This is a genomic window from Luteibacter rhizovicinus DSM 16549 (assembly GCF_001887595.1).
Lineage (GTDB): Bacteria > Pseudomonadota > Gammaproteobacteria > Xanthomonadales > Rhodanobacteraceae > Luteibacter > Luteibacter rhizovicinus.
Map to the genome: position 1 here is coordinate 3,566,859 of NZ_CP017480.1, position 18,111 is coordinate 3,584,969.

The window sequence follows — 18,111 nt, forward strand, 5'->3', positions numbered from 1 at the left end:
GTTGGCGATGATGACGATCCTGGGCGCCACCTTGTCGCGTTCCGTCCAGACCCGGGCTCGGGCGGTGCAGCACGGGCGGCGCAGTGGCACGCCACAGGTGCCGCATGCGACCATCGGAGAGGGCGCAAACGGTGCGCCGACGAACGAGGTTGTCCATGGATCGCAGGCGTTTCCTTCAGGGGGCGACGATCGCTTCCAGTCTGGCGTTGACCACTAAGGGTTTCGCCAAGGGTGCATCATCGACCGCTTCGGGCGGGATGATTCCGCGCGTCTGTTCGACCTGGGACTTCGGTGTCGCCGCGAACCAGGCGGCCTGGAAAGTCCTGGCGGGTGGCGGCCGCGCACTGGATGCGGTGGAGCAGGGTGCACGCGTTCCGGAAGCGGATCTGCGCAATCACAGCGTCGGTCGTGCCGGTTATCCCGATCGCGACGGCAAGGTGACGCTGGACGCGAGCATCATGGACGAGCATGGCAATTGCGGCGCGGTGGCGGCGATGGAGCACATCGCTCATCCGATCTCCGTGGCGCGCCGGGTCATGGAACGCACCCCGCACGTCTTGCTCGCCGGTGACGGCGCCACGCAGTTCGCCATCGAGCAGGGCTTTCCTCGCGAAGCGTTGCTGACTCCCGATTCGGACAAGGCGTGGCACGAATGGCTGAAGACGGCCAAATACAAGCCGTCGGCCAATAGCGAGGTCAAGACTTATAACGCGGGCCCTGGTGGGACGCCGGGTGACGCGAGCAACCACGACACCATCGGCATGCTGGCGATCGATGCCAAGGGCAATCTGTCCGGTGCCTGCACGACGAGCGGCATGGCCTGGAAAATCCACGGTCGCGTCGGTGACAGTCCGATCATCGGTGCAGGACTTTACGTCGACAACGAGATTGGCGGGGCGACCTCGACCGGTGTCGGCGAGGAGGTGATCCGCAACGTGGGCAGCTTCCTGGTCGTCGAGCTCATGCGTCAGGGGCGTTCACCGGAGGACGCCTGCCGCGAGGCCGTCGAACGTATTCTCCGGCGCAAGCCGGAGGCTAAGGACCTCCAGGTCGGCTTCCTTGCCATGGACAAGAAAGGCAACGTCGGTGCGTGGGCGATCCAGTCCGGCTTCTCGTACGCCGTGTGCGATGCGAAGAAGCAGGACACCCTGATTCCCGGCAAGAGCACGTATTGATCATGGCCTTGCTGGAAGTCGCTGCGAACTCGATCGCGTCCGCGTTTGCCGCGCAGGCGGGCGGGGCGGGCCGTGTCGAACTGTGTGCAAGCCTGGACGAGGGTGGCGTGACGCCGTCGCATGGGACGATCGCGCTGGCCCGCGAGGGACTGGATATCCCGCTCTACGTCCTCGTACGACCGCGGTCGGGAAACTTCCTCTACGAGAACGCTGAAATCGAAGCGATGCTCGACGACATCGCGCACTGCGCCGATCTTGGCTGCGACGGGGTCGTCGTCGGCGCGCTCACCGCCGAAGGCGAGGTCGATGCGGAAGCCTGCCAGCTCTTCGTGCAGGCGGCCGGCGCCATGGGCGTGACCTTTCATCGTGCGTTCGATCTGGTATCCGACCGCGTGGCGGCCCTGGAAACGGTGATCGAACTTGGCTTCGAACGTGTGCTCACCTCGGGCGGCATGCCGAGCGCCGTGGCCGGTGCGTCGTCGATCGCACGCCTGGTGGCGCAGGCGGGTGGTCGCATCGTTGTGATGCCGGGGGCGGGTATCGAGCCTGACAACGTCGCCGCCTTGCGCAACATGACGCGGGCGCGGGAGTTTCATGCCTCGGCCAAGCGCCGGCTGCCGTCCGGAATGCGGCGTACGCCCTCCGACGACCTCGGCATGGGTGGCGGCGAGATCCGCACCGATGAAGACACGGTCCGTGCGTTGGTGGCGGCGCTGAGTTGATCCGGGCTCGACCCGGTAGGAGCCGATTCATCGACGATGCCCTTGCGAGCCGACAGGAACAAGGCCCGCAGGGGTGACGGCGACGATCTTGCGACCTGGTGCGGCGGCGATCTCGAAGAGCCCGGTGAGCGTACCGAACGCGGGCAACATGCCGACATCGTGATCGAAGACGAAAGCGGGCAGACGATGCCGTCGCCAGCCGTCGCGGACGACAACGCCTGGATGGACGTGACCCGCCAGCGTGTATGCCCCGGCGTGCGGGGACGGATGGTGCGAGAGAACGAAGGGTGCGACGTCGAGCCTGTCCGGCACGACCTCGATGCCCAGCGAACGCACGTCGAAGTGGCGATCGTGGTTGCCGGCGATCAGCAGCACGTCGAGATGCGGGTGGGAGCGGCGCCATGCCCGCACACGCTCGACCCAGTCGCTGCGTTCCGTGGCCGCGCCGTGCACGAGGTCGCCGAGCACGACGAGACGTTCCGGGGCGAATTCGCGAATCAGGTCGTCGAGTCGCGCAAGGTCGTCCTCGGTGTCGCCACTGGGCACGGCAATCCCGGCGCGACGGAACACCGCGCCCTTGCCGAAGTGCACGTCCGACACGAGCACGGTGCGTCGTGCCGCCCAGTGAATCGCACGCTGCACGTGCAGCGTCAGGCGCTCGCCGGCGACGATGACGTCGTGGGTCATCATGTGTCCGCATCCGCTTCGAGGGTGGATCGCATGCGTTCGACGCGGCTTTTCCAGTCGTCGGTGGCGATGCCACCACGCAGGCGTTCGACCCAGAGCGGAAAGGCCAGGGGACTGAGCCGCTTCGGCTCGCGCCAGAGCAGGCGTGAGCGCGCGACGCGGAGCAGGCACGCGCGCAGTCGCGTGTAGTCGAGCTGCTGGTCGAGTACCTCCCGTTCGGCTTGCCAGAGCAGGGGATGGGTCGGGTCGTGCCGACGCAGTACGTCGAACAGAAGACCGCTCGATGCCTGCAGTTGGCGCATCGTTTTGCCTGCTGCGGGATAGCCGTTGAAGACGAGTCCGGCCACGCGCGCAATCTCGCGGAATTGTCGCCTGGCCAGTTCGGTGAGGTTGACGCTGGCCAGGATGTCCGTGCGCAAGCGTGCCGGATGCAGCAGTTGCCGCATGGCTTCAGCGTCCAGCGGCGGCATGCGCGCGGCCGTGAGGGTCAGGCCGTAGTCGTTCACCGCGTACCCGTAGTCGCCCGGATGGATGCGAGCGAGTCGGTAGGCCAGCACGGCGGCGAGTCCCTCGTGGGCAAGGCGGCCGGCAAACGGGAACAGGAACAGGTAGTCGCCTTCGCGTGTGCGGGTCCGCTCGCACAGCGTTTCGTCGAGAGCGGGGATCGCCGATCGGCTACGCTGGATGGCCAGTAAGGGAGCAAGCGTGCGCATTTCGGCGCTGCGCGGCACGCCTTCGGCCAACGTGCGGCGTAGCTCGTCGGAGAGTTCGCCTGATAAGGGAAGCTTGCCGCCCATCCAGCGAGGCACGCCCCCGCGACGGTTCGGCGCAGCGCGTACGTAGGCGGTCATGTCGCGGATGCGCACGAGTTCGAGGTTTCGGCCGGCGAACAGGAAGCGATCGCCCGGGCGAAGTCGCGACAGGAAACTTTCTTCGACCGTGCCCAGTCGCGCGCCTTTCATGTAACGAACCTGCAGGCTGCCATCGGAGGTGATCGTTCCGATCGACAAGCGGTGCATGCGCGCGATGCGTCCGCTGTCGACGTGGTAACGACCATCGGTCAGGACGAGCTTCTGGTATTCGGGGTAACTTGCCAGCGCCGTCCCGCCCGTACGCAGGTAGGCGAGCACGGCATCGAAACGCTCGCGTGGAAGCTGCGCATAAGCAAGTGACGACGTGACCTCGGAATACGCATCGTCCGCGATGAAGCCGCCGCCAAGCGCCATCGTCAGCAGATGCTGCGCGAGGACATCCAGACAACCGCGCATCGGGTGGCGCGGTTCGAGATGGTCTTCGGACAAGGCGCGACGAGCCGCGGCGATCTCGGCCAGCTCGAGCAGATGGGTCGGCACGCAAAGAATGCGCGAGGGCATGCCGGGCTGGTGGCCGCTTCGGCCCGCCCGCTGCAACAGGCGCGCGATGCTCTTCGGACTGCCGACCTGGAGCACCTGTTCCACGCTGGAGAAATCCACGCCGAGATCGAGGCTCGAGGTGGCGACCACGCAGCGCAGCGTGCCCAGGCGCAGGTTTTCTTCCGTTGCAAAACGAAGCTTCGGATCGATCGACCCATGATGCAGTGCGAGCGTCTCCGGCGGTCCGGGCCACACGGAAGCCAGTGCCTCGTGCCAGAGCTCGGCTTGCGAGCGGGTATTCGCGAAGACCAGGCTGGTCCGTGCCGCGAGGACGGCGTCGAGCACGCGGGGAAGCTGGGACAGGCCCAGATGCCCGGCCCACGGAAAGCGTTCGCCGCCGTCAGGCAGGGCCGTGTCGATATGGGTTTTTTTGCGCGACGTACCGCCGATGAGCACGCCGTCACCGGCGAGCGCGTGCAGCGCTTCGTCCAGGTTGCCGAGCGTGGCCGACAGACCCCAGGTTCGCAGCGCTGGCAGCCAGCGGTGCAGGCGTGCGAGCCCGAGCTGGAGCAAGGTGCCGCGTTTGTTGCCGATGAGCTCGTGCCACTCGTCGACGACGATGCCGCGCAGGTTGGCGAAGCGCTCGCGTGCATCCGGATAGCTGAGCAGCAAGGCGAGGCTTTCCGGTGTCGTGACCAACAGCTCGCACGCGCCCCGGCGCAACCTGGCGCGCTCGGCGCTGCCGCTGTCGCCCGTGCGCCTTAGCACGCGCCACGGCAGCTCCATGGCCTCGACGGCCGCCGTGAGGTGCTGCGCCGTATCGGTGGCGAGCGAACGCAAGGGCGTGATCCAGATCAGTTGCAGACCGGTTTGCGGACGCAGCAGTGCGTCGATAAGCGGTCCGCCCGCAGCGGCGAGGGTCTTGCCCGTGCCGGTCGGTGCGTGGATGAGGCCATTCCTGCCCTCGGCCCAGGCACGCCATGCTGCGCGTTGGAACGCCGCGGGCCGCCGCTCCTGCGCGGCGAACCAGGCGACCAGGCGGGCCTCAGCCCGTCGCCAGGCGGCGGAGGTCGTCGAGTTTGTCGGCATCGCGTATCGCGAGGTCGGTTCGCCAGCGGAGGATGCGCGGGAAGCGCACGGCCACGCCGGCCTTGTGGCGGCCCGAGGCCTGGATGGCTTCGAAGGCGAGTTCGAAGACGTGGGTCGGTTCCACCGAGCGGACCGGGCCGAAGCGATCGATGGTGTGCGCACGGATCCAGCGGTCGAGGCGGCCGATCTCGTCGTCATCCAGGCCGGAATACGCCTTGGCCACGGGGACCAGTGCTTCGCCATCCCACACGCCGAAGGTGTAGTCGGTGAACAGGCCCGAGCGACGACCGTGGCCCGGTTGGGCGTAGAGCAGCACGGCGTCCACGGTGTAGGGATCGACCTTCCACTTCCACCAGTCGCCGCGTTTGCGACCGACGCGGTACGGCGAGTCCAGACGCTTCAGCATCAGGCCTTCGGTCTGTCGCTCGCGCGACTCGGTACGGACGGCTGCAAGCGCATCCCAGTGTTCGCCGGTGACAACGGGTGAGATCATTACCGTCGGTCCGTGCCCGTCGACGAGGCGTTCGAGCGCGGCTCGCCGGACACGCAGAGGTTGCTCACGCAGATCGATGCCGTCGAGCTCGAGCAGGTCGTAAACCATCAGGCGCACCGGTGTATCGGCAAGCAGCTTCGCTCCCGGCTTCAGCTTGCCGATGCGCTTCTGCAGGGCAGCGAAGGGCAGGGGACGATCACCCTCAGGTGCCCAGGCGAGAATTTCGCCGTCGAGGACGCAACCGTCGGGCAGATTCAGCGCCGCCCGTTCGAGCTCAGGGAATCGACCATCGAGGCGTTCCTCGCCGCGCGACCAGATCAGCACGCCGCCGTCGCGCCGCATCAGCTGCGCGCGGATGCCGTCCCACTTCCATTCGGCCAGCCAGTCCGCACGCTCGCCGAGGCTGGCGATGTCGTGCTCCAGTGGCGACGCGAGAAAGAACGGGTAAGGCCGTTCGCCGGCGTGTTCGTCGGCACGCTCGGGTCCGGCGAGCGCCTCGAAGGCCGCGGCGCCGGGCTTCCATGTACCGGTCAGGCGATGGGCGATCAGATCCGTGGGCAACGAGGACCATTGCGCGATCGCCTGCACGACCAGCCGGTGCGACACGCCCACGCGCAGTGAGCCGGTCAGCAGCTTGTTGACGAGGAAGAGCTGGTCGCGGGGAAGCGTAAGCCACCACTCGCGAAGCAAGCCCATGCGTTCGGCGGACTCCAGCTTGCCGAGCGATGGCAATCGCGCCTCCATCCACACGTGCAGTGGCGTGTCGTCGGTGGCGTCCTCCGGTGTGGGCAACATCAGTGCGACGGTCTCGGCCAGATCGCCGACATGGGCGTAACAGTCGTCGATCAGCCAGTCGGCGTAACCGGTCTCCGCCGCGAGCGCGAGGCGAAGCTCGGTCGACGTCGCCGTGCGCTTCAGCTTGCCGCCGCTGAGAACGTAGACCGCCCATGCGGCGTCGACGGGCGGTGCGTCCCTGAAATAGGCGGCCATTGCATCGCGCTTGGCCGAGGTCGAGGCGGTGCGGTCGAGCGCCTCGAACAGCGCGGCGAAACGGCGCATCAGTCGCCTTCCTCGCTGTCGCGCACGTCGACCGCGGAGCCGCCCAGGGAGCGGAGCGGTCGTGCGTCGTGGCCGGTTTCGCGCAGATGGCGGATGAGCGCTTCGCCATCGCCGTGGGTCACGTAGATCCGCTTGGCGCCGCAGTCGCGCACGCTTTGCAGCAGGCCCGGCCAGTCCGCGTGGTCCGAGACGATGAAGCCCCGATCGTAGCCGCGTCGACGTCGTGCGCCGCGCACCTGCATCCATCCCGATGCGAATCCCGTGGACGCTTTCGCGAAGCGACGCATCCAGGGCGATCCCGCTGCCGAGGGCGGCGCCATGATCAGCTCGCCCGCAAAATCCTTGCCGCGCGCAGACTCGCTCACCGGTTGCGTGGGAACCATGCGCACGCCGGCCTCGCGATACGCCTCGACCAGACGCAGCATCGCGCCGTGCAGATGCACGGTGCGATCGGTGCGCGCGGCAAGCTCGGCCAGAATGCGCTGGGCCTTGCCGAGCGCATAGCAGAACAGGACGGCGGGAACAGCGCGTTCGGCACATTCATCCAGCCAGGCGAGCATCTCGCCAATCACCGTGTGCATCGGCGGCCAGCGGTAAATCGGCAGGCCGAAGGTCGACTCGGTGACGAAGACGTCGCAGGGCACGGGTTCGAACGGGACGCAGGTAGGATCGGGATCGCGTTTGTAGTCGCCGGAGACGACAGCTACCAGGTCGCGACCTTCGATGCGCAACTGTGCCGCGCCGAGCACGTGGCCGGACGGATGCAACGACAGGCGCGTGTCGCCCAGGGTGAACGACTCGCCGTAAGCGTAGTCACGGATCGTCGCGGTCGCCCCCAATCGCTCGCGCATCAGCCCGAGGCCGGCGCTCGCCACGTGATACAGCTCGCTGCCCGCCCGTGCGTGGTCGCCATGGGCATGCGTAACCACAGCACGGGGCACGGGAAGCATGGGGTCGATGAAGAAGTCGCCCGCCGGGCAATAGAGGCCTTCGGGGCGAGGAAGAAGCAGATCGCTGTCCATCGCCGCACGGTAGGCGGCGAGTCGTCAACGCGACGAAAACAAACGGTCAGGCGACGAACTGCAACCTGGCCAGTTCGGCGTAGAGACCGCCTTCACGCAGCAAGGCCTCGTGCGTGCCCTGGGCGACGATCCGGCCGCCGTCCATGACGACGATGCGGTCGGCGCGCTGCACCGTGGCCAGGCGATGGGCGATGACCAGGGTGGTACGACCCTTCTCCAGTCGCTCCAGGGCGTGCTGGATGGCGGCTTCCGACTGGGCGTCGAGGGCCGAGGTGGCCTCGTCGAGCAGGAGCAGCGGCGCGTCGCGCAGGATGGCGCGGGCGATGGCGACGCGTTGCTTCTGCCCCCCGGAAAGGCGCACGCCACGCTCGCCGAGCATGGCATCGTAGCCTTCCGGCAGGGCCTGGATGAAGCCATCGGCTTCGGCCAGGCGCGCGGCCTCGCGTACTTCCTCGTCGCTGGCGTCCTCGCGGCCGAAACGGATGTTGTCCGCGGCGCTACCGCCGAAGATCACCGTTTCCTGCGGTACGAGGGCGATGGCGCCGCGCAATTCGGGCAGCGCCAGCGCACGCAGTTCGACGCCGTCGAAGCGGATCGAACCGGCGACCGGATCGTGGAAGCGCAGCAGCAGGCTGAAGACCGTGCTCTTGCCGGCGCCTGACGGGCCAACGAGGGCGACGGTTTCTCCGGGGGCGATCTGCAGATCGAAGCCGGACAGCGCGGCGACGTCGGGTCGCGACGGATAGCGAAATTCCACCTGGTCGAAGCGCAGCGCGCCGGTCACCGGCTGCGGTAGCGGATCGGGCGCATCCGGGGTGGCGATGGTCGCTTTCTCGGCGAACAGCTCGCCGATACGTTCCATCGCACCCGCGGCCTGCAGCACATCGCCCCAGACCTCCGACAGGCCGGCGACGGAGCCGGCGGCGAAGATGGCGTAGACGACGAACTGGGTCAGCACGCCGGGTGCGAGCTCGCCGGCGATGACATCGCGGGCACCCGCCCAGAGCACGAGGGTGATGGCGCCGAAGATCAGGACGATCACCGCGGCGGTCAGCATCGAGCGCATACCGATGCGACGACGTGCCGTGGCCAGCGCGAGGGCGATGGCGTTCGCGTAGCGGCGGCTCTCGATCGGCTCACGCGCATAGGCCTTCACGGTCTGCGCGGCGTTGAGCGTTTCGTTGGCGACGGCGGCGGCATCGGCGAGACGGTCCTGGCTGTGACGGGACAGCTTCTGGACACGGCGGCCGAAGATGAGGATCGGCAGCATGACGGCGGGAATCACCAGGGCGGTGAGGCCGGCCAGGCGCGGACTGGTCCAGGCCATGGCGGCGGCCGAGCCGATCAGCATCACGGTGCTGCGCAGTGCCACCGAGATGCCGGAGCCGACCAGGGTCTGCACCAGTTCGGTGTCGGTGCCCAGGCGCGAGGTGAGTTCGCCCACGCGCGTGCTCTCGTAGAAGCCGACATCCAGGTGGATGACATGCCGATAAAGCGCGCTGCGCAGCGCGGCGAGCGAACGTTCGCCCAGCAAGGCAATGAAGAAGTAGCGCGCGGCGGTGGCGAGCGCGAGGACCACGGCGAGGCCGAACAGCGCCAGGAAGGTCCCGTTGATCGTCGCCAGGTTCGAGGCAAGGAAGCCCTTGTCGATGATGTGGCGCAGGGCGACCGGCAGCAGCAGCGACGAGCCCGATGAGATACCGAGGAAGAACAGCCAGCCGATGGCCAGGTTCTTGTGCGGCCTGAGGAAGGGCCAGAGATTGCGCAATGCGCCGATGTTCCGTGACTTCTCCCTGCGTTCTACGGTCATGCGCGGCTCGTTGCTCTGGTCATTTGCCAACGGATGGGGCCACCCGGTGCAGTATTCAATCGATCCGGCGCGGCTGGATGCGCCCCCGGCTCAGATCGACCAGCCGCGCGGCGATGGCGTCGAGGCGATCCAGCGGGGCCAGCACGGTCAGTTCCGCACCATCGGCGACGAAGGTTTCCTGCTCGATGGTAGCGTCCATCTCGCGGATCCGCGCGGTAAAGAGCGCGATGTCGGCAAAGTCGCAGTGCACGAATAACCGACCCATGGCGACGATGGCGACGCGCGGCGCGAGCCTGAGGCATTCTGCCGCGGTGCCGCCATAGGCCCGGGCAAGTCCCCCGGCACCGAGCTTGATGCCGCCGTACCAGCGCGTGACCACGACGACCACGCGATCGCAGCCCTGGCCATCGATGGCTTGCAGCATCGGGCGCCCGGCGGTACCGCCGGGCTCGCCATCGTCGTTGAACCGGTAGGCGTCGCCGATGCGGTAGGCCCAGCAGTTATGCGTGGCGGTCGCGTCGCCCACGGCCTCGACGAAGGCGAGCGCCTCCGCCGCACTGCCGACCGGCGCCGCCTGGGCGAGGAAGCGGCTCTTACGAATGTCTTCCTCGTGCCGCCACGGCGACGCGAGGGTTTCCAGCGGAGCGTTCAAGGGTTCAGGTCGCGCAGATCTTGGGGCAGGTCGTAGTCCGGGTAGCGTCGCCGCAGGTCGGTCAGTTCGCGCAGCGCCTGCGCGCGATCGCCGCGGTCGAGCAGGCGGCGGATCTCGCCGACACGGTCGTCTGGGCCAAGAGCGGTGGGAACCGTCTTGCGCATGAGCATGCCCGAGGGAGCCGGCGCGGCTTTGTCGTCGTGCTGCGGCAATGACGATGGCGCAGGTGCGGTGGCATCTAATCGCTGCGGAGCCGGTGCGGGTACGGGTGCGGCCGACACGATCGCGGCCTCGGCCTCGGCGGCCGCCGCAGGTGCGGGTGGGGCTGGCGGTGCGGGTGGTGCGTACGGTTCCGGAGGAGCGGCCGGAGCCGCTGGAGCGAGTGCCACCGGTGCCGCGACGGGTTCGGTGACGGAAGGTGGGGCGGACACGTTGAGGCGAACATGCGTGGTCGCGGCGGGGGAGACGGCGCGGTGTGACGCAGCCCGCTGCGCGGGAATCGCCGATGAATCGGCTCCCACACGAGCCGAAGCGGCGCCTGCATTCATCGCAGCGGCGCCTGCACGAGATGCCTGGGCTCCCGCATCGCGGGGCTTGCTCAGCTCTCCTGTGGGAGCCGCTTCAGCGGCGATGCTCTCCGCCGCGCGCCCGTCCAGGCTATCCGTCGTTGGGCTTTTGACCGTAGCCGGCGTGGCAGCCATCGGGATGGTCGACGTTGCAGGCGGCGGCAGCTCGCGCACCTGCCAGGCCACCCCGACGGCGAGGACGAGCACGGCGGCGGATGCCACGGCGACAGGCCAGCGCGGACGACGCTTCACCGGCATCGCCCGGGTCGCCGCGGCAAGCACGGCGGCATCGAGCGACGCGTCCGGCTCGGTCTTCGGCAAGCGCGCGTACAGCGCCGCGAGCTCGCGTTCGTCGGGCAGGTCGTCGTCGATGGGTGGGGGCGTGATCTGGGTCATGTCATTCGGCAACGAGTTCGCGGATCCGGGCCATGGCGTAGCGAAGTCGCGATTTCGCGGTTTCGCGTCCTACGCCGGTGACGGCGGCGATGTCCTCCAGGGAAAGTTCGTTCTCCATGCGTAGCACGAAGGCGGTGCGCTGTTCGTCCGGCAGGCTCTCGATGGCACGTTGCATGCGCCGACGCAGTTCGAAATCCGACAGCGCGTGCTCGGGTTGTTCGCGTTCGGGTGCGGCCTGGTTTGCAAACACCGCTTCGGCTTCCTCCGCACCGGCCTGCGGGCGTTGCTTGCGGAAACTGTCGATCGCCAGGTTGTGTGCGATCTGCAGCAGCCACGTGCTGAACTTCGCTTCGACACGATAACGCTGACGCGCCGCGATCACACGACTCCAGGTTTCCTGGAAGAGCTCGTCGGCGATCGCGCGATCCTTCACCGTTTTCAACAGGAACCGGTAGAGGGGACCCTTGTGCCGCGCGTAAAGCTCGGCAAAGGCAGCCGCGTCCCCGCCCGCCCAGGCGAGCATGAGTCCGCCATCGTCGGCCAGGGGAGCATCCATGGCCGGGGAGGGTAAGGCATTCACGGGGGTTTGGGCGATGGGCAGGTTGTTCGCTCCGGTGGATCGCCGATGAATCGGCTCCTACAAGGGCAGCAACGCCGCCTTCGGGTAGGAGCCGATTCATCGGCGAAGGGTGCTCGCCTCAGTCAGCCAGCTTCTCGCCTCAGCGAATGAAAGCCCCCGCCACCGGCTGCTCGGTCTGCATCCCGCCGGCCAGCGCCGCCAGTCTCGCCATGCCCGCCCGATAACCACCCTCGTCCTTGCCGAGCGCACCGTGCGCCAGCGCCGCGACCTTGTCGTAACCGAAGTCGTCGACATACTTTCCGCCACGCAGGTTTTCGGCGAACGCAGCCGCGGCGGCGGCAAAGCGCAGCCGTTCGCTGGGTGCCGCGGCGACGTGTGCCGACAGCGGCTCCTCGATCAGCTGGCTGGCACCACCCTCGGGTGCCTTGTAGCGCAGGCGGAGGAAGGCCAGTTCGTTACCCTTCGCCTCGACGGGTGCATCCTTGCCGTAGCGCAGGGGATCCACGCGTGCACCGGGCGCACCCTTGAGCGTGATCTCGTAGAGCGCGGTGACATTCGCGCCGGCACCGATCTCACCCGCATCGACGGCATCGTTATTGAAGTCCTCGCGGGCAAGTACGCGCTTCTCATAGCCGATCAGGCGGTATTCGGCGACCACCCCAGGATTGAACTCGACCTGGATCTTCACGTCCTTCGCGATGGTCATCAGCGTGGCCGACATCTCGTCGACCAGCACGCGGCGTCCCTCATCGAGACTGTCGATGTAGTGATGGCTTCCATTGCCGACATCGGCAAGCTCCACGGCCATTTCGTCGTTGTAGTTGCCTTCGCCGAAACCGAGCGTCGTCAATGCCACACCGCTCTTGCGCTTCTCGGCGATGCGATCCTTGAGCGCCTGCACACCGGTCGTGCCGACGTTGAAATCGCCGTCGGTCGCGAGGATGACGCGATTCACGCCGCCCTTGATATAGCCCTTCATGGCCTGCGCGTAAGCGAGGTCGATGCCCGCGGCGCCATTCGTGGAACCGCCTGCGCCGAGCGCATCGATGGCGGCCGTGATCGTCGCGTGCCGGTCGCCTGGCGTCGACGGCAGCGCCACGCACGTGGCACCGGCATAGGTCACCAGCGAAACGCGATCCTGCGCGCGGAGCTTGGGCACGATCTGTTTCAGCGACGCCTTCAGCAAGGGCAGCTTGTCCGGTTCATCCATCGACCCGGAGACGTCGACGAGGAAGACCAGGTTCGCCGCGGGGATCTCGCTGACCGGGACCTTGTAACCCTGAATGCCGACCATCAGCAGCTGGCGGTTGCTGTTCCACGGCGCGGGCGCCAGTTCGGTGGTCACGCTGAACGGCCGCGAGCGATCCACCGGCGGCGCATAGCCGTAGTCGAAGTAGTTGATGAACTCTTCCGTTCGCACGGCATCGGCCGGCGGCAGGCGACCTTCGTTGAGCATGTGGCGAATGTTGGTATAGGAGCCGGTATCCACGTCGATGCTGAAGGTCGACACCGGATCGGTGGCGGCCAGGTGCACGGCATTGGCGTCGCGATGCTTGTAGTTGTCGCGATCGGTCGCGTACTGCGCCGGCAGCATGGGGCCCATGATGCCGCCCATGGGTACGGGCGCCCGCTGGATCCTGGACATCACCGGTGCGGCGACCGTCGGCGATGCGCTGGCGGTGGCATCGGCTTCCGCGACGGCTAAGGGCATCGGAGCCGGCGGGGCGGCAGGTGCCGGTGCGGATACGGCAACGGGTGCCCGCGAACTCGATTTCGCCGCCACGGCCATCGGTATCGGCAGCGGGCGACCGGGCCCGTAGCTGCGTCCGACCTGTTCGCAGGGTGCGTCGTTGACGACCGCTGGCTCGGCGGCGATGTGCCGGCGAGACGATCCATCGGAGGCGGCGCTACCCGCCGCGACGACGAGGCCGGCAAACAGCAGGGGCAGGGTGATGCGTAGCGTATTCATCGTGCGTGACCTCGTGGGGGACATGCAGATGAAACGTGGGTGTTGGGGAAAGGGGTTAAATTTATTTTCGTGGGTGTTTGGGGGGGGCTCGGCTTCGGCTTCGCGTTTGCGCTGCGTCGCAAGAGCCGGCGGGTATCGCCCTCGGGGCCACGCTCCGGCGACCCGCGAAGGAAGGGCCGCGAATCGCGGCCGTTTCTTTATTGCCCTACGGGCCGGGTCGGCGCCCCACCGGCGGTTTCCGACTCGACATCCTGTCTCGCGAAAACGGCTGGCCGTCCTGGCCAGCCCCCTTCGGGCTTTATCCGGTGGGACGCCTCGCCTGCGCTACCGGCCCCGAGGGCGATACCCGCCGGCTCTTCCGAAGACTGAGGTGGGGTGGGGTCGAGCCAACGCTCGCATGATCGAATGCACCGCGAGGTTTGTGACGCTGGCCTTATGTGGGAGCCGGCTGTTGCCGGCGAACCCTCAGCGTCGCGATCGCGAAGGAGGCCTTGCGTTGAATCGTGCTGGCGCTTCACCGCTCGCCTCTTCGCCACTCGGCCTCGCTCGCTTGCTCGATGCGCTGAGGGTTCGCCGCTGAAGCGGCTCCCACAGCAAAGCACTGCGTTGCGCGTGCGCGTCGCGTTTGCGCTCTCCCTTCAACCAACCTCATCGTGGCCCCGAGGGTGGCACCCGCCGGCTCTTGCGACGCACCGCGACGCACGGCGACGCATTTCGCTCAAGAAGCGCGCGAGGGTTCCAGGCGAGCATCTCCCTGCGCACCGATGCGGTTGCGGCCGGCGTTCTTCGCACGGTAGAGCGCGCGATCGGCGGCATTGAGCAGGTCCAGCGGACCGCCGTTGGCATTGGCCAGCAGGGTGGCCACGCCGATCGTGATGGTCAGCACGCCGAACGGGCTCAGCGGATGCACGATGCCTTGCGCTTCGACCTGGGCACGGAGGTCTTCGGCCAGGGCCACGGCGTCGGCGAGGCGGGTGCCCGGCGCGATCACCGCGAACTCCTCGCCGCCGAAGCGGGCGATGAAGTCGCCGGCGCGCAGGCCGCGACCAGACAGCACCGAGGCGAGTGCGCGCAGGCAATCGTCGCCGGCGAGATGGCCATAGCGGTCGTTGTATTCCTTGAAGAAGTCCACGTCGACCATGAGCAGGGCGATCGGCTCGCGCTGGGCAGGGCGGTGCCACTCACGCAGGAGCCGCTCGTCCAGCGCGCGGCGGTTGGCCAGCCCGGTAAGGCTGTCGGTGAAGACCAGGCCCTGCAATTCGTCGCGGCTGCGCGAGAGGCGAAATTCCTCCTCGACCAGATCGACCTGCGCCAGCGTGCCGCGCAGGCCGATGCCGATCACGGCGGCGATGGCGCCGCCGATACCGAGCGACGGATAGACCGGGATCACCATCAGGCCGAAACCGAGCACGCTCATGGCGAGGAAGGTCGGGCTCGCACTCTGCACGAAGCGGATCAGGTACACCGGCGGATGCCAGTGGCGTTGCGGCTGCCTCGTCATGGTGACGATGAACAGCGCGAGGAAGGGCAGGTCGAGCAGGGCGTCCCAGGAGGAAGTGCCGAAGTCAGGATGGCCGTTGAGCGCGACGTAGTGGTTGTACGAGTAACCGGATATCGCGTAGACGACGAAAAAGGCCATGACCGCGCGGAAGAACGCGTGGTCGTCGGCGCGATCGGTGGCGACGAAGCGCAGCAGGGCGGCAACGGCCAGGCAGACGTTTTCGAAGTCGAGCATGTAGGCCACGTCGACTGCCTGCTGCGGGCCTATCGCGCCTTCGAGCGTCACGATGGAAAAGGTACGGATGTAGAACAGCACGCCGAGCAGGCCAGCCAGGACGAGGTCGATCGCCATGGCCCATTTCTTTCGCGCCGCGACGGGTGCGGAGGAGACGGCGACGAGCACCGGCAGGACATACAGGATGTAGAAGAACATGCTGTCGCCGGGCGCCGGGTTCGAATTGTCGAGCACGTAGTTCTGTCGTGCCGACAACGACATGCCGATCGTCCACAACCCGAGGCTGGCAAGCAGGAGCCACCAGCGGTGGTCACGGGGCGTGCCCGAACGCATCCAGGCCCGCCATGCACTGAACATGGCAAGGGCGGCCACGGAGAAGAAAAACGTATACGAGAGTGCCATGCCGCTGGCGGGCAGGACCGCCAGCGCGGCTGCGTGAACCGCGACGATGGCGGCCGCGGCGATGAATGCTTTCATGGCGTGCCTCCCCCGACCTGCAACGCATAGATCATATCGGCGGGCGGAGCAGGAAGTTGAGTTTCATTGCGCCGGATTTTACGGTTTGGGACACCACAAATGTGAAGGTCAGGCGCCGCTCCGCACCACCTCCTCGATGTCGCGGGTTTCGAGGACGGTCTTTGCATAGCCGTGCCGGGCCAGTGCGAGCAGCGCACGCCCCACCGTCTCGGTCGTCGCCACGCTGTACGGCATGAGCGCCCGGAAAATCGGCAGGATAGGGGCCATCAGCGGATAGATCATCCGGTAGGCGCGCGTGCGCGACCGGGCGCCGTTCATGGGCTGGATGGCGCCCGGCCGAATGGCGTGGACGCGTTTGAACGGCAACCGGGCCAAGGTGTTTTCCGTGCGCCCACGGATGCGAGCCCACATGACTTTGCCGGATTCGCTGCTATCGGCTCCGGCACCGGAGACATAGACGAAGGTCATCGCCGGATTGAGCCGGGCGAGCGTGGACGCGGCGGCGAGGGTCATGTCGTAGGTCAGATGCGTATAGGTCGCCTCGTCCATGCGAAACGACGTCACGCCGATGCAGAAGAAGCAGGCATCGAAACCGCCGAGCCTGTCCTCGATGGCGCGGTAATCGAACAGATCGGCCTGGACCAGGTCCTTCAGTTTGGGATGGCTGGCGCCGCTCGGCGATCGCCCGATGGCGACGACCTCGTCGACGTCGGATGCGAGCAGGCATTCGCGCAAGACGCCCTGGCCGACCATACCGGTGGCACCGAACAGCAGGATTCTCATGCCGGTGTCCTCAGTAGGCCGGGAAGGCGGGCATGGCGCCGGCACCGATGTCGGTCGAACGGCTGACCTCGGCCCAGCGCTGGTCGGTTTCGCGGCGGGCCTGCTCGACCTGGCCAGCGAAGGTCGCTGCGTCGCTGCCCAGGAGCAGTCGTACCGGCGGACGCGGATGCGCGGCGAGGCGGAGCACGACCTCGGCGACGCGCACCGGATCGCCTGTTTCGTTGCCGGCGTAGCCGGAGAGCATGTTCCGCAGGGCGCCGACGCTGGCCTCGTAGTCAGGCAGGAAGGACGGAAGATCGGCACCCGCACGGCGCGCCCAGTCGGTGCGCATGCCGCCCGGCTCGATCGCCGTGACATGCACACCGAGTGCACCGAGTTCGGCGGCGAGTACTTCGGAGAGTCCACCGACCGCCCATTTCGCTGCCTGGTAGGCCGACATGCCGGGCGTACCGATTCGTCCGCCGACCGAGGACACGTTGATGACGCGCCCGCTGCGACGCTCGCGCATCGAACGGACGGCGGCGCGCGTGAGATTCACCACGCCGAACAGGTTGGTCTCGATCTGTGCGCGATAGTCGGCCGAGGACATCTGCTCGAAGGGCACGAGCTGACCGTAGCCGGCGTTGTTGACCAGGACATCCAGCTGGCCGAAGGCGTCCAGCGTGAAGCGCACGGCGTCGATGCACGCGGCTTCGTCGGCCACGTCGAGCGAGGTGACTTTGAGCGTGTCGGGAAAGCGGGTGCGAAGCGCGTCGAGCGTTTCGACGCGTCGCGCGGTAGCGACCACGCGATGACCTGCGGTGAGCGCGGCTTCGGCGATATCGCGACCGAGACCGGCGCCACTTCCTGAAATGAGCCAGACCTGTGACATGGGGACATCCTCGTTATAGTGAGTGAGTACACACTCGGTTAAGTGGGCAGATAAAAGGCGCGTGTCAGCCCGAGCCGATCGCACGCCAGATGGCTTCGAAGCCGGCACGTCGATAGTCGGCGGCCTGGGCCGGGTTTTGCGCCATGAAGTGCATGGTGGTTTCGGCCACGGCGGTGATGATCCCGGCCATGAAGCCGATGGGTTGCCCCTGGCGGAGGGCGCCCGACGCCATGCCCTCGTTGAAGAGGCCGGCGATGTCACCGAAGACCCGCTCGCCTTCCGCGCGCGTGTCGGCCGTGATCCGTTCGGACACCGTGAGCTGGGCCATGGCGATGCGCAGGGCAGGTTCGGCCATGCCCCAGTCGAGGTAGCGGTTCCAGACGTGCTCGAAGCGCTCTTCGATCGGCGCTCGCGAGGGATAGCCCTCGTACATCGTCTCGCGCAGGCTGCTTTTCGCGCTCAGGTAGAGCGCATTCAGCAGCAGGTCCTTGTCGGCGAAGTAGGTGAAGATCGAGCCTTCGGCCACGCCTGCCAGTTTCGCGATGAGCGATGTCGGCGCGCCGACACCCCGCTCGGCCACGCCCTGGGCGGCGGCAGCGAGGATAGCGTTGCGTTTTTCTTCGCTCTTGAGGCGGGCCATGGCGGGTCGATAATAAGTGAGTGCTTGCTCATT

15 protein-coding genes are annotated in these 18,111 nt (G+C 67.3%); 2 read left to right on the forward strand and 13 right to left on the reverse strand.

What is annotated here, in order from left to right; all coding sequences use genetic code 11:
- Nucleotides 1-155: 155 nt before the first annotated feature.
- Together BJI69_RS16345 and BJI69_RS16350 are read left to right on the forward strand one after the other, a co-directional pair.
- Nucleotides 156-1,175, forward strand: a complete 1,020-nt coding sequence (locus BJI69_RS16345) for a glycosylasparaginase (RefSeq protein ID WP_046966809.1) — start codon at nt 156-158, stop codon at nt 1,173-1,175.
- 2 nt (nt 1,176-1,177) lie between these two features.
- Entirely contained in the window at nt 1,178-1,897 is a 720-nt protein-coding gene (locus BJI69_RS16350; protein WP_046966810.1) for a copper homeostasis protein CutC, read from the forward strand.
- A gap of 27 nt (nt 1,898-1,924) precedes the next feature.
- On the opposite strand, the gene pdeM is transcribed toward BJI69_RS16350, so the two are convergent.
- The 13 genes from pdeM to BJI69_RS16415 all read right to left on the reverse strand — a co-directional run bounded on the left by pdeM (nt 1,925) and on the right by BJI69_RS16415 (nt 18,078).
- On the reverse strand, nt 1,925-2,587 hold the full coding sequence (gene pdeM, locus BJI69_RS16355) for a ligase-associated DNA damage response endonuclease PdeM (RefSeq protein WP_052767081.1): 663 nt from the start codon (nt 2,585-2,587) through the stop codon (nt 1,925-1,927).
- Nucleotides 2,584-5,025, reverse strand: a complete 2,442-nt coding sequence (locus BJI69_RS16360) for a ligase-associated DNA damage response DEXH box helicase (protein WP_046966811.1) — start codon at nt 5,023-5,025, stop codon at nt 2,584-2,586. Before BJI69_RS16360 ends, pdeM begins: the two co-directional genes overlap by 4 nt.
- On the reverse strand, nt 4,982-6,577 hold the full coding sequence (locus BJI69_RS16365) for an ATP-dependent DNA ligase (protein WP_046966812.1): 1,596 nt from the start codon (nt 6,575-6,577) through the stop codon (nt 4,982-4,984). The genes BJI69_RS16360 and BJI69_RS16365 overlap by 44 nt, the downstream gene beginning before the upstream one ends.
- Nucleotides 6,577-7,599, reverse strand: a complete 1,023-nt coding sequence (locus BJI69_RS16370; protein WP_046966813.1) for a ligase-associated DNA damage response exonuclease — start codon at nt 7,597-7,599, stop codon at nt 6,577-6,579. The genes BJI69_RS16365 and BJI69_RS16370 overlap by 1 nt, the downstream gene beginning before the upstream one ends.
- Nucleotides 7,600-7,645: 46 nt before the next feature.
- Nucleotides 7,646-9,409, reverse strand: coding sequence for an ABC transporter transmembrane domain-containing protein (locus tag BJI69_RS16375; protein WP_046966814.1), 1,764 nt, complete (start codon nt 9,407-9,409; stop codon nt 7,646-7,648).
- Between the two features lie 55 nt (nt 9,410-9,464).
- Nucleotides 9,465-10,061: an IMPACT family protein gene (locus BJI69_RS16380; RefSeq protein WP_046966815.1), complete on the reverse strand. Its 597-nt coding sequence runs from the start codon at nt 10,059-10,061 to the stop codon at nt 9,465-9,467.
- Nucleotides 10,058-11,023 (reverse strand): hypothetical protein, encoded by a 966-nt coding sequence (locus BJI69_RS16385; RefSeq protein WP_046966816.1) that lies wholly within the window; start codon nt 11,021-11,023, stop codon nt 10,058-10,060. Before BJI69_RS16385 ends, BJI69_RS16380 begins: the two co-directional genes overlap by 4 nt.
- A 1-nt stretch (nt 11,024) precedes the next feature.
- Nucleotides 11,025-11,579, reverse strand: a complete 555-nt coding sequence (locus BJI69_RS16390) for an RNA polymerase sigma factor (protein ID WP_046966817.1) — start codon at nt 11,577-11,579, stop codon at nt 11,025-11,027.
- A 163-nt stretch (nt 11,580-11,742) separates the two neighbouring features.
- A complete protein-coding gene (locus BJI69_RS16395) occupies nt 11,743-13,572 on the reverse strand; it encodes a vWA domain-containing protein (protein WP_078023245.1) in 1,830 nt (609 codons plus the stop codon).
- Between the two features lie 718 nt (nt 13,573-14,290).
- Nucleotides 14,291-15,784 (reverse strand): GGDEF domain-containing protein, encoded by a 1,494-nt coding sequence (locus BJI69_RS16400; RefSeq protein WP_046966561.1) that lies wholly within the window; start codon nt 15,782-15,784, stop codon nt 14,291-14,293.
- Nucleotides 15,785-15,892: 108 nt separating this feature from the next.
- Nucleotides 15,893-16,567 (reverse strand): NAD(P)H-binding protein, encoded by a 675-nt coding sequence (locus BJI69_RS16405; protein WP_046966562.1) that lies wholly within the window; start codon nt 16,565-16,567, stop codon nt 15,893-15,895.
- A 10-nt stretch (nt 16,568-16,577) separates the two neighbouring features.
- Nucleotides 16,578-17,438 carry an SDR family NAD(P)-dependent oxidoreductase gene (locus tag BJI69_RS16410; protein ID WP_046966563.1) on the reverse strand — a complete coding sequence of 287 codons (861 nt, stop codon included), beginning with the start codon at nt 17,436-17,438 and terminating at the stop codon, nt 16,578-16,580.
- Between the two features lie 64 nt (nt 17,439-17,502).
- Nucleotides 17,503-18,078: a TetR/AcrR family transcriptional regulator gene (locus BJI69_RS16415; RefSeq protein WP_046966564.1), complete on the reverse strand. Its 576-nt coding sequence runs from the start codon at nt 18,076-18,078 to the stop codon at nt 17,503-17,505.
- Nucleotides 18,079-18,111 lie beyond the last annotated feature (33 nt).

Excerpts from the sequence above, each read along its gene's own strand:
- BJI69_RS16345 (WP_046966809.1), top strand. The coding sequence starts at position 156 with ATGGATCGCAGGCGTTTCCTTCAGGGGGCGACGATCGCTTCCAGTCTG.
- BJI69_RS16350 (WP_046966810.1), top strand. The coding sequence starts at position 1,178 with ATGGCCTTGCTGGAAGTCGCTGCGAACTCGATCGCGTCCGCGTTTGCC.
- pdeM (WP_052767081.1), bottom strand. The coding sequence starts at position 2,587 with ATGATGACCCACGACGTCATCGTCGCCGGCGAGCGCCTGACGCTGCAC.
- BJI69_RS16360 (WP_046966811.1), bottom strand. The coding sequence starts at position 5,025 with ATGCCGACAAACTCGACGACCTCCGCCGCCTGGCGACGGGCTGAGGCC.
- BJI69_RS16365 (WP_046966812.1), bottom strand. The coding sequence starts at position 6,577 with ATGCGCCGTTTCGCCGCGCTGTTCGAGGCGCTCGACCGCACCGCCTCG.
- BJI69_RS16370 (WP_046966813.1), bottom strand. The coding sequence starts at position 7,599 with ATGGACAGCGATCTGCTTCTTCCTCGCCCCGAAGGCCTCTATTGCCCG.
- BJI69_RS16375 (WP_046966814.1), bottom strand. The coding sequence starts at position 9,409 with ATGACCGTAGAACGCAGGGAGAAGTCACGGAACATCGGCGCATTGCGC.
- BJI69_RS16385 (WP_046966816.1), bottom strand. The coding sequence starts at position 11,023 with ATGACCCAGATCACGCCCCCACCCATCGACGACGACCTGCCCGACGAA.
- BJI69_RS16390 (WP_046966817.1), bottom strand. The coding sequence starts at position 11,579 with ATGGATGCTCCCCTGGCCGACGATGGCGGACTCATGCTCGCCTGGGCG.
- BJI69_RS16395 (WP_078023245.1), bottom strand. The coding sequence starts at position 13,572 with ATGAATACGCTACGCATCACCCTGCCCCTGCTGTTTGCCGGCCTCGTC.
- BJI69_RS16400 (WP_046966561.1), bottom strand. The coding sequence starts at position 15,784 with ATGAAAGCATTCATCGCCGCGGCCGCCATCGTCGCGGTTCACGCAGCC.
- BJI69_RS16405 (WP_046966562.1), bottom strand. The coding sequence starts at position 16,567 with ATGAGAATCCTGCTGTTCGGTGCCACCGGTATGGTCGGCCAGGGCGTC.
- BJI69_RS16410 (WP_046966563.1), bottom strand. The coding sequence starts at position 17,438 with ATGTCACAGGTCTGGCTCATTTCAGGAAGTGGCGCCGGTCTCGGTCGC.
- BJI69_RS16415 (WP_046966564.1), bottom strand. The coding sequence starts at position 18,078 with ATGGCCCGCCTCAAGAGCGAAGAAAAACGCAACGCTATCCTCGCTGCC.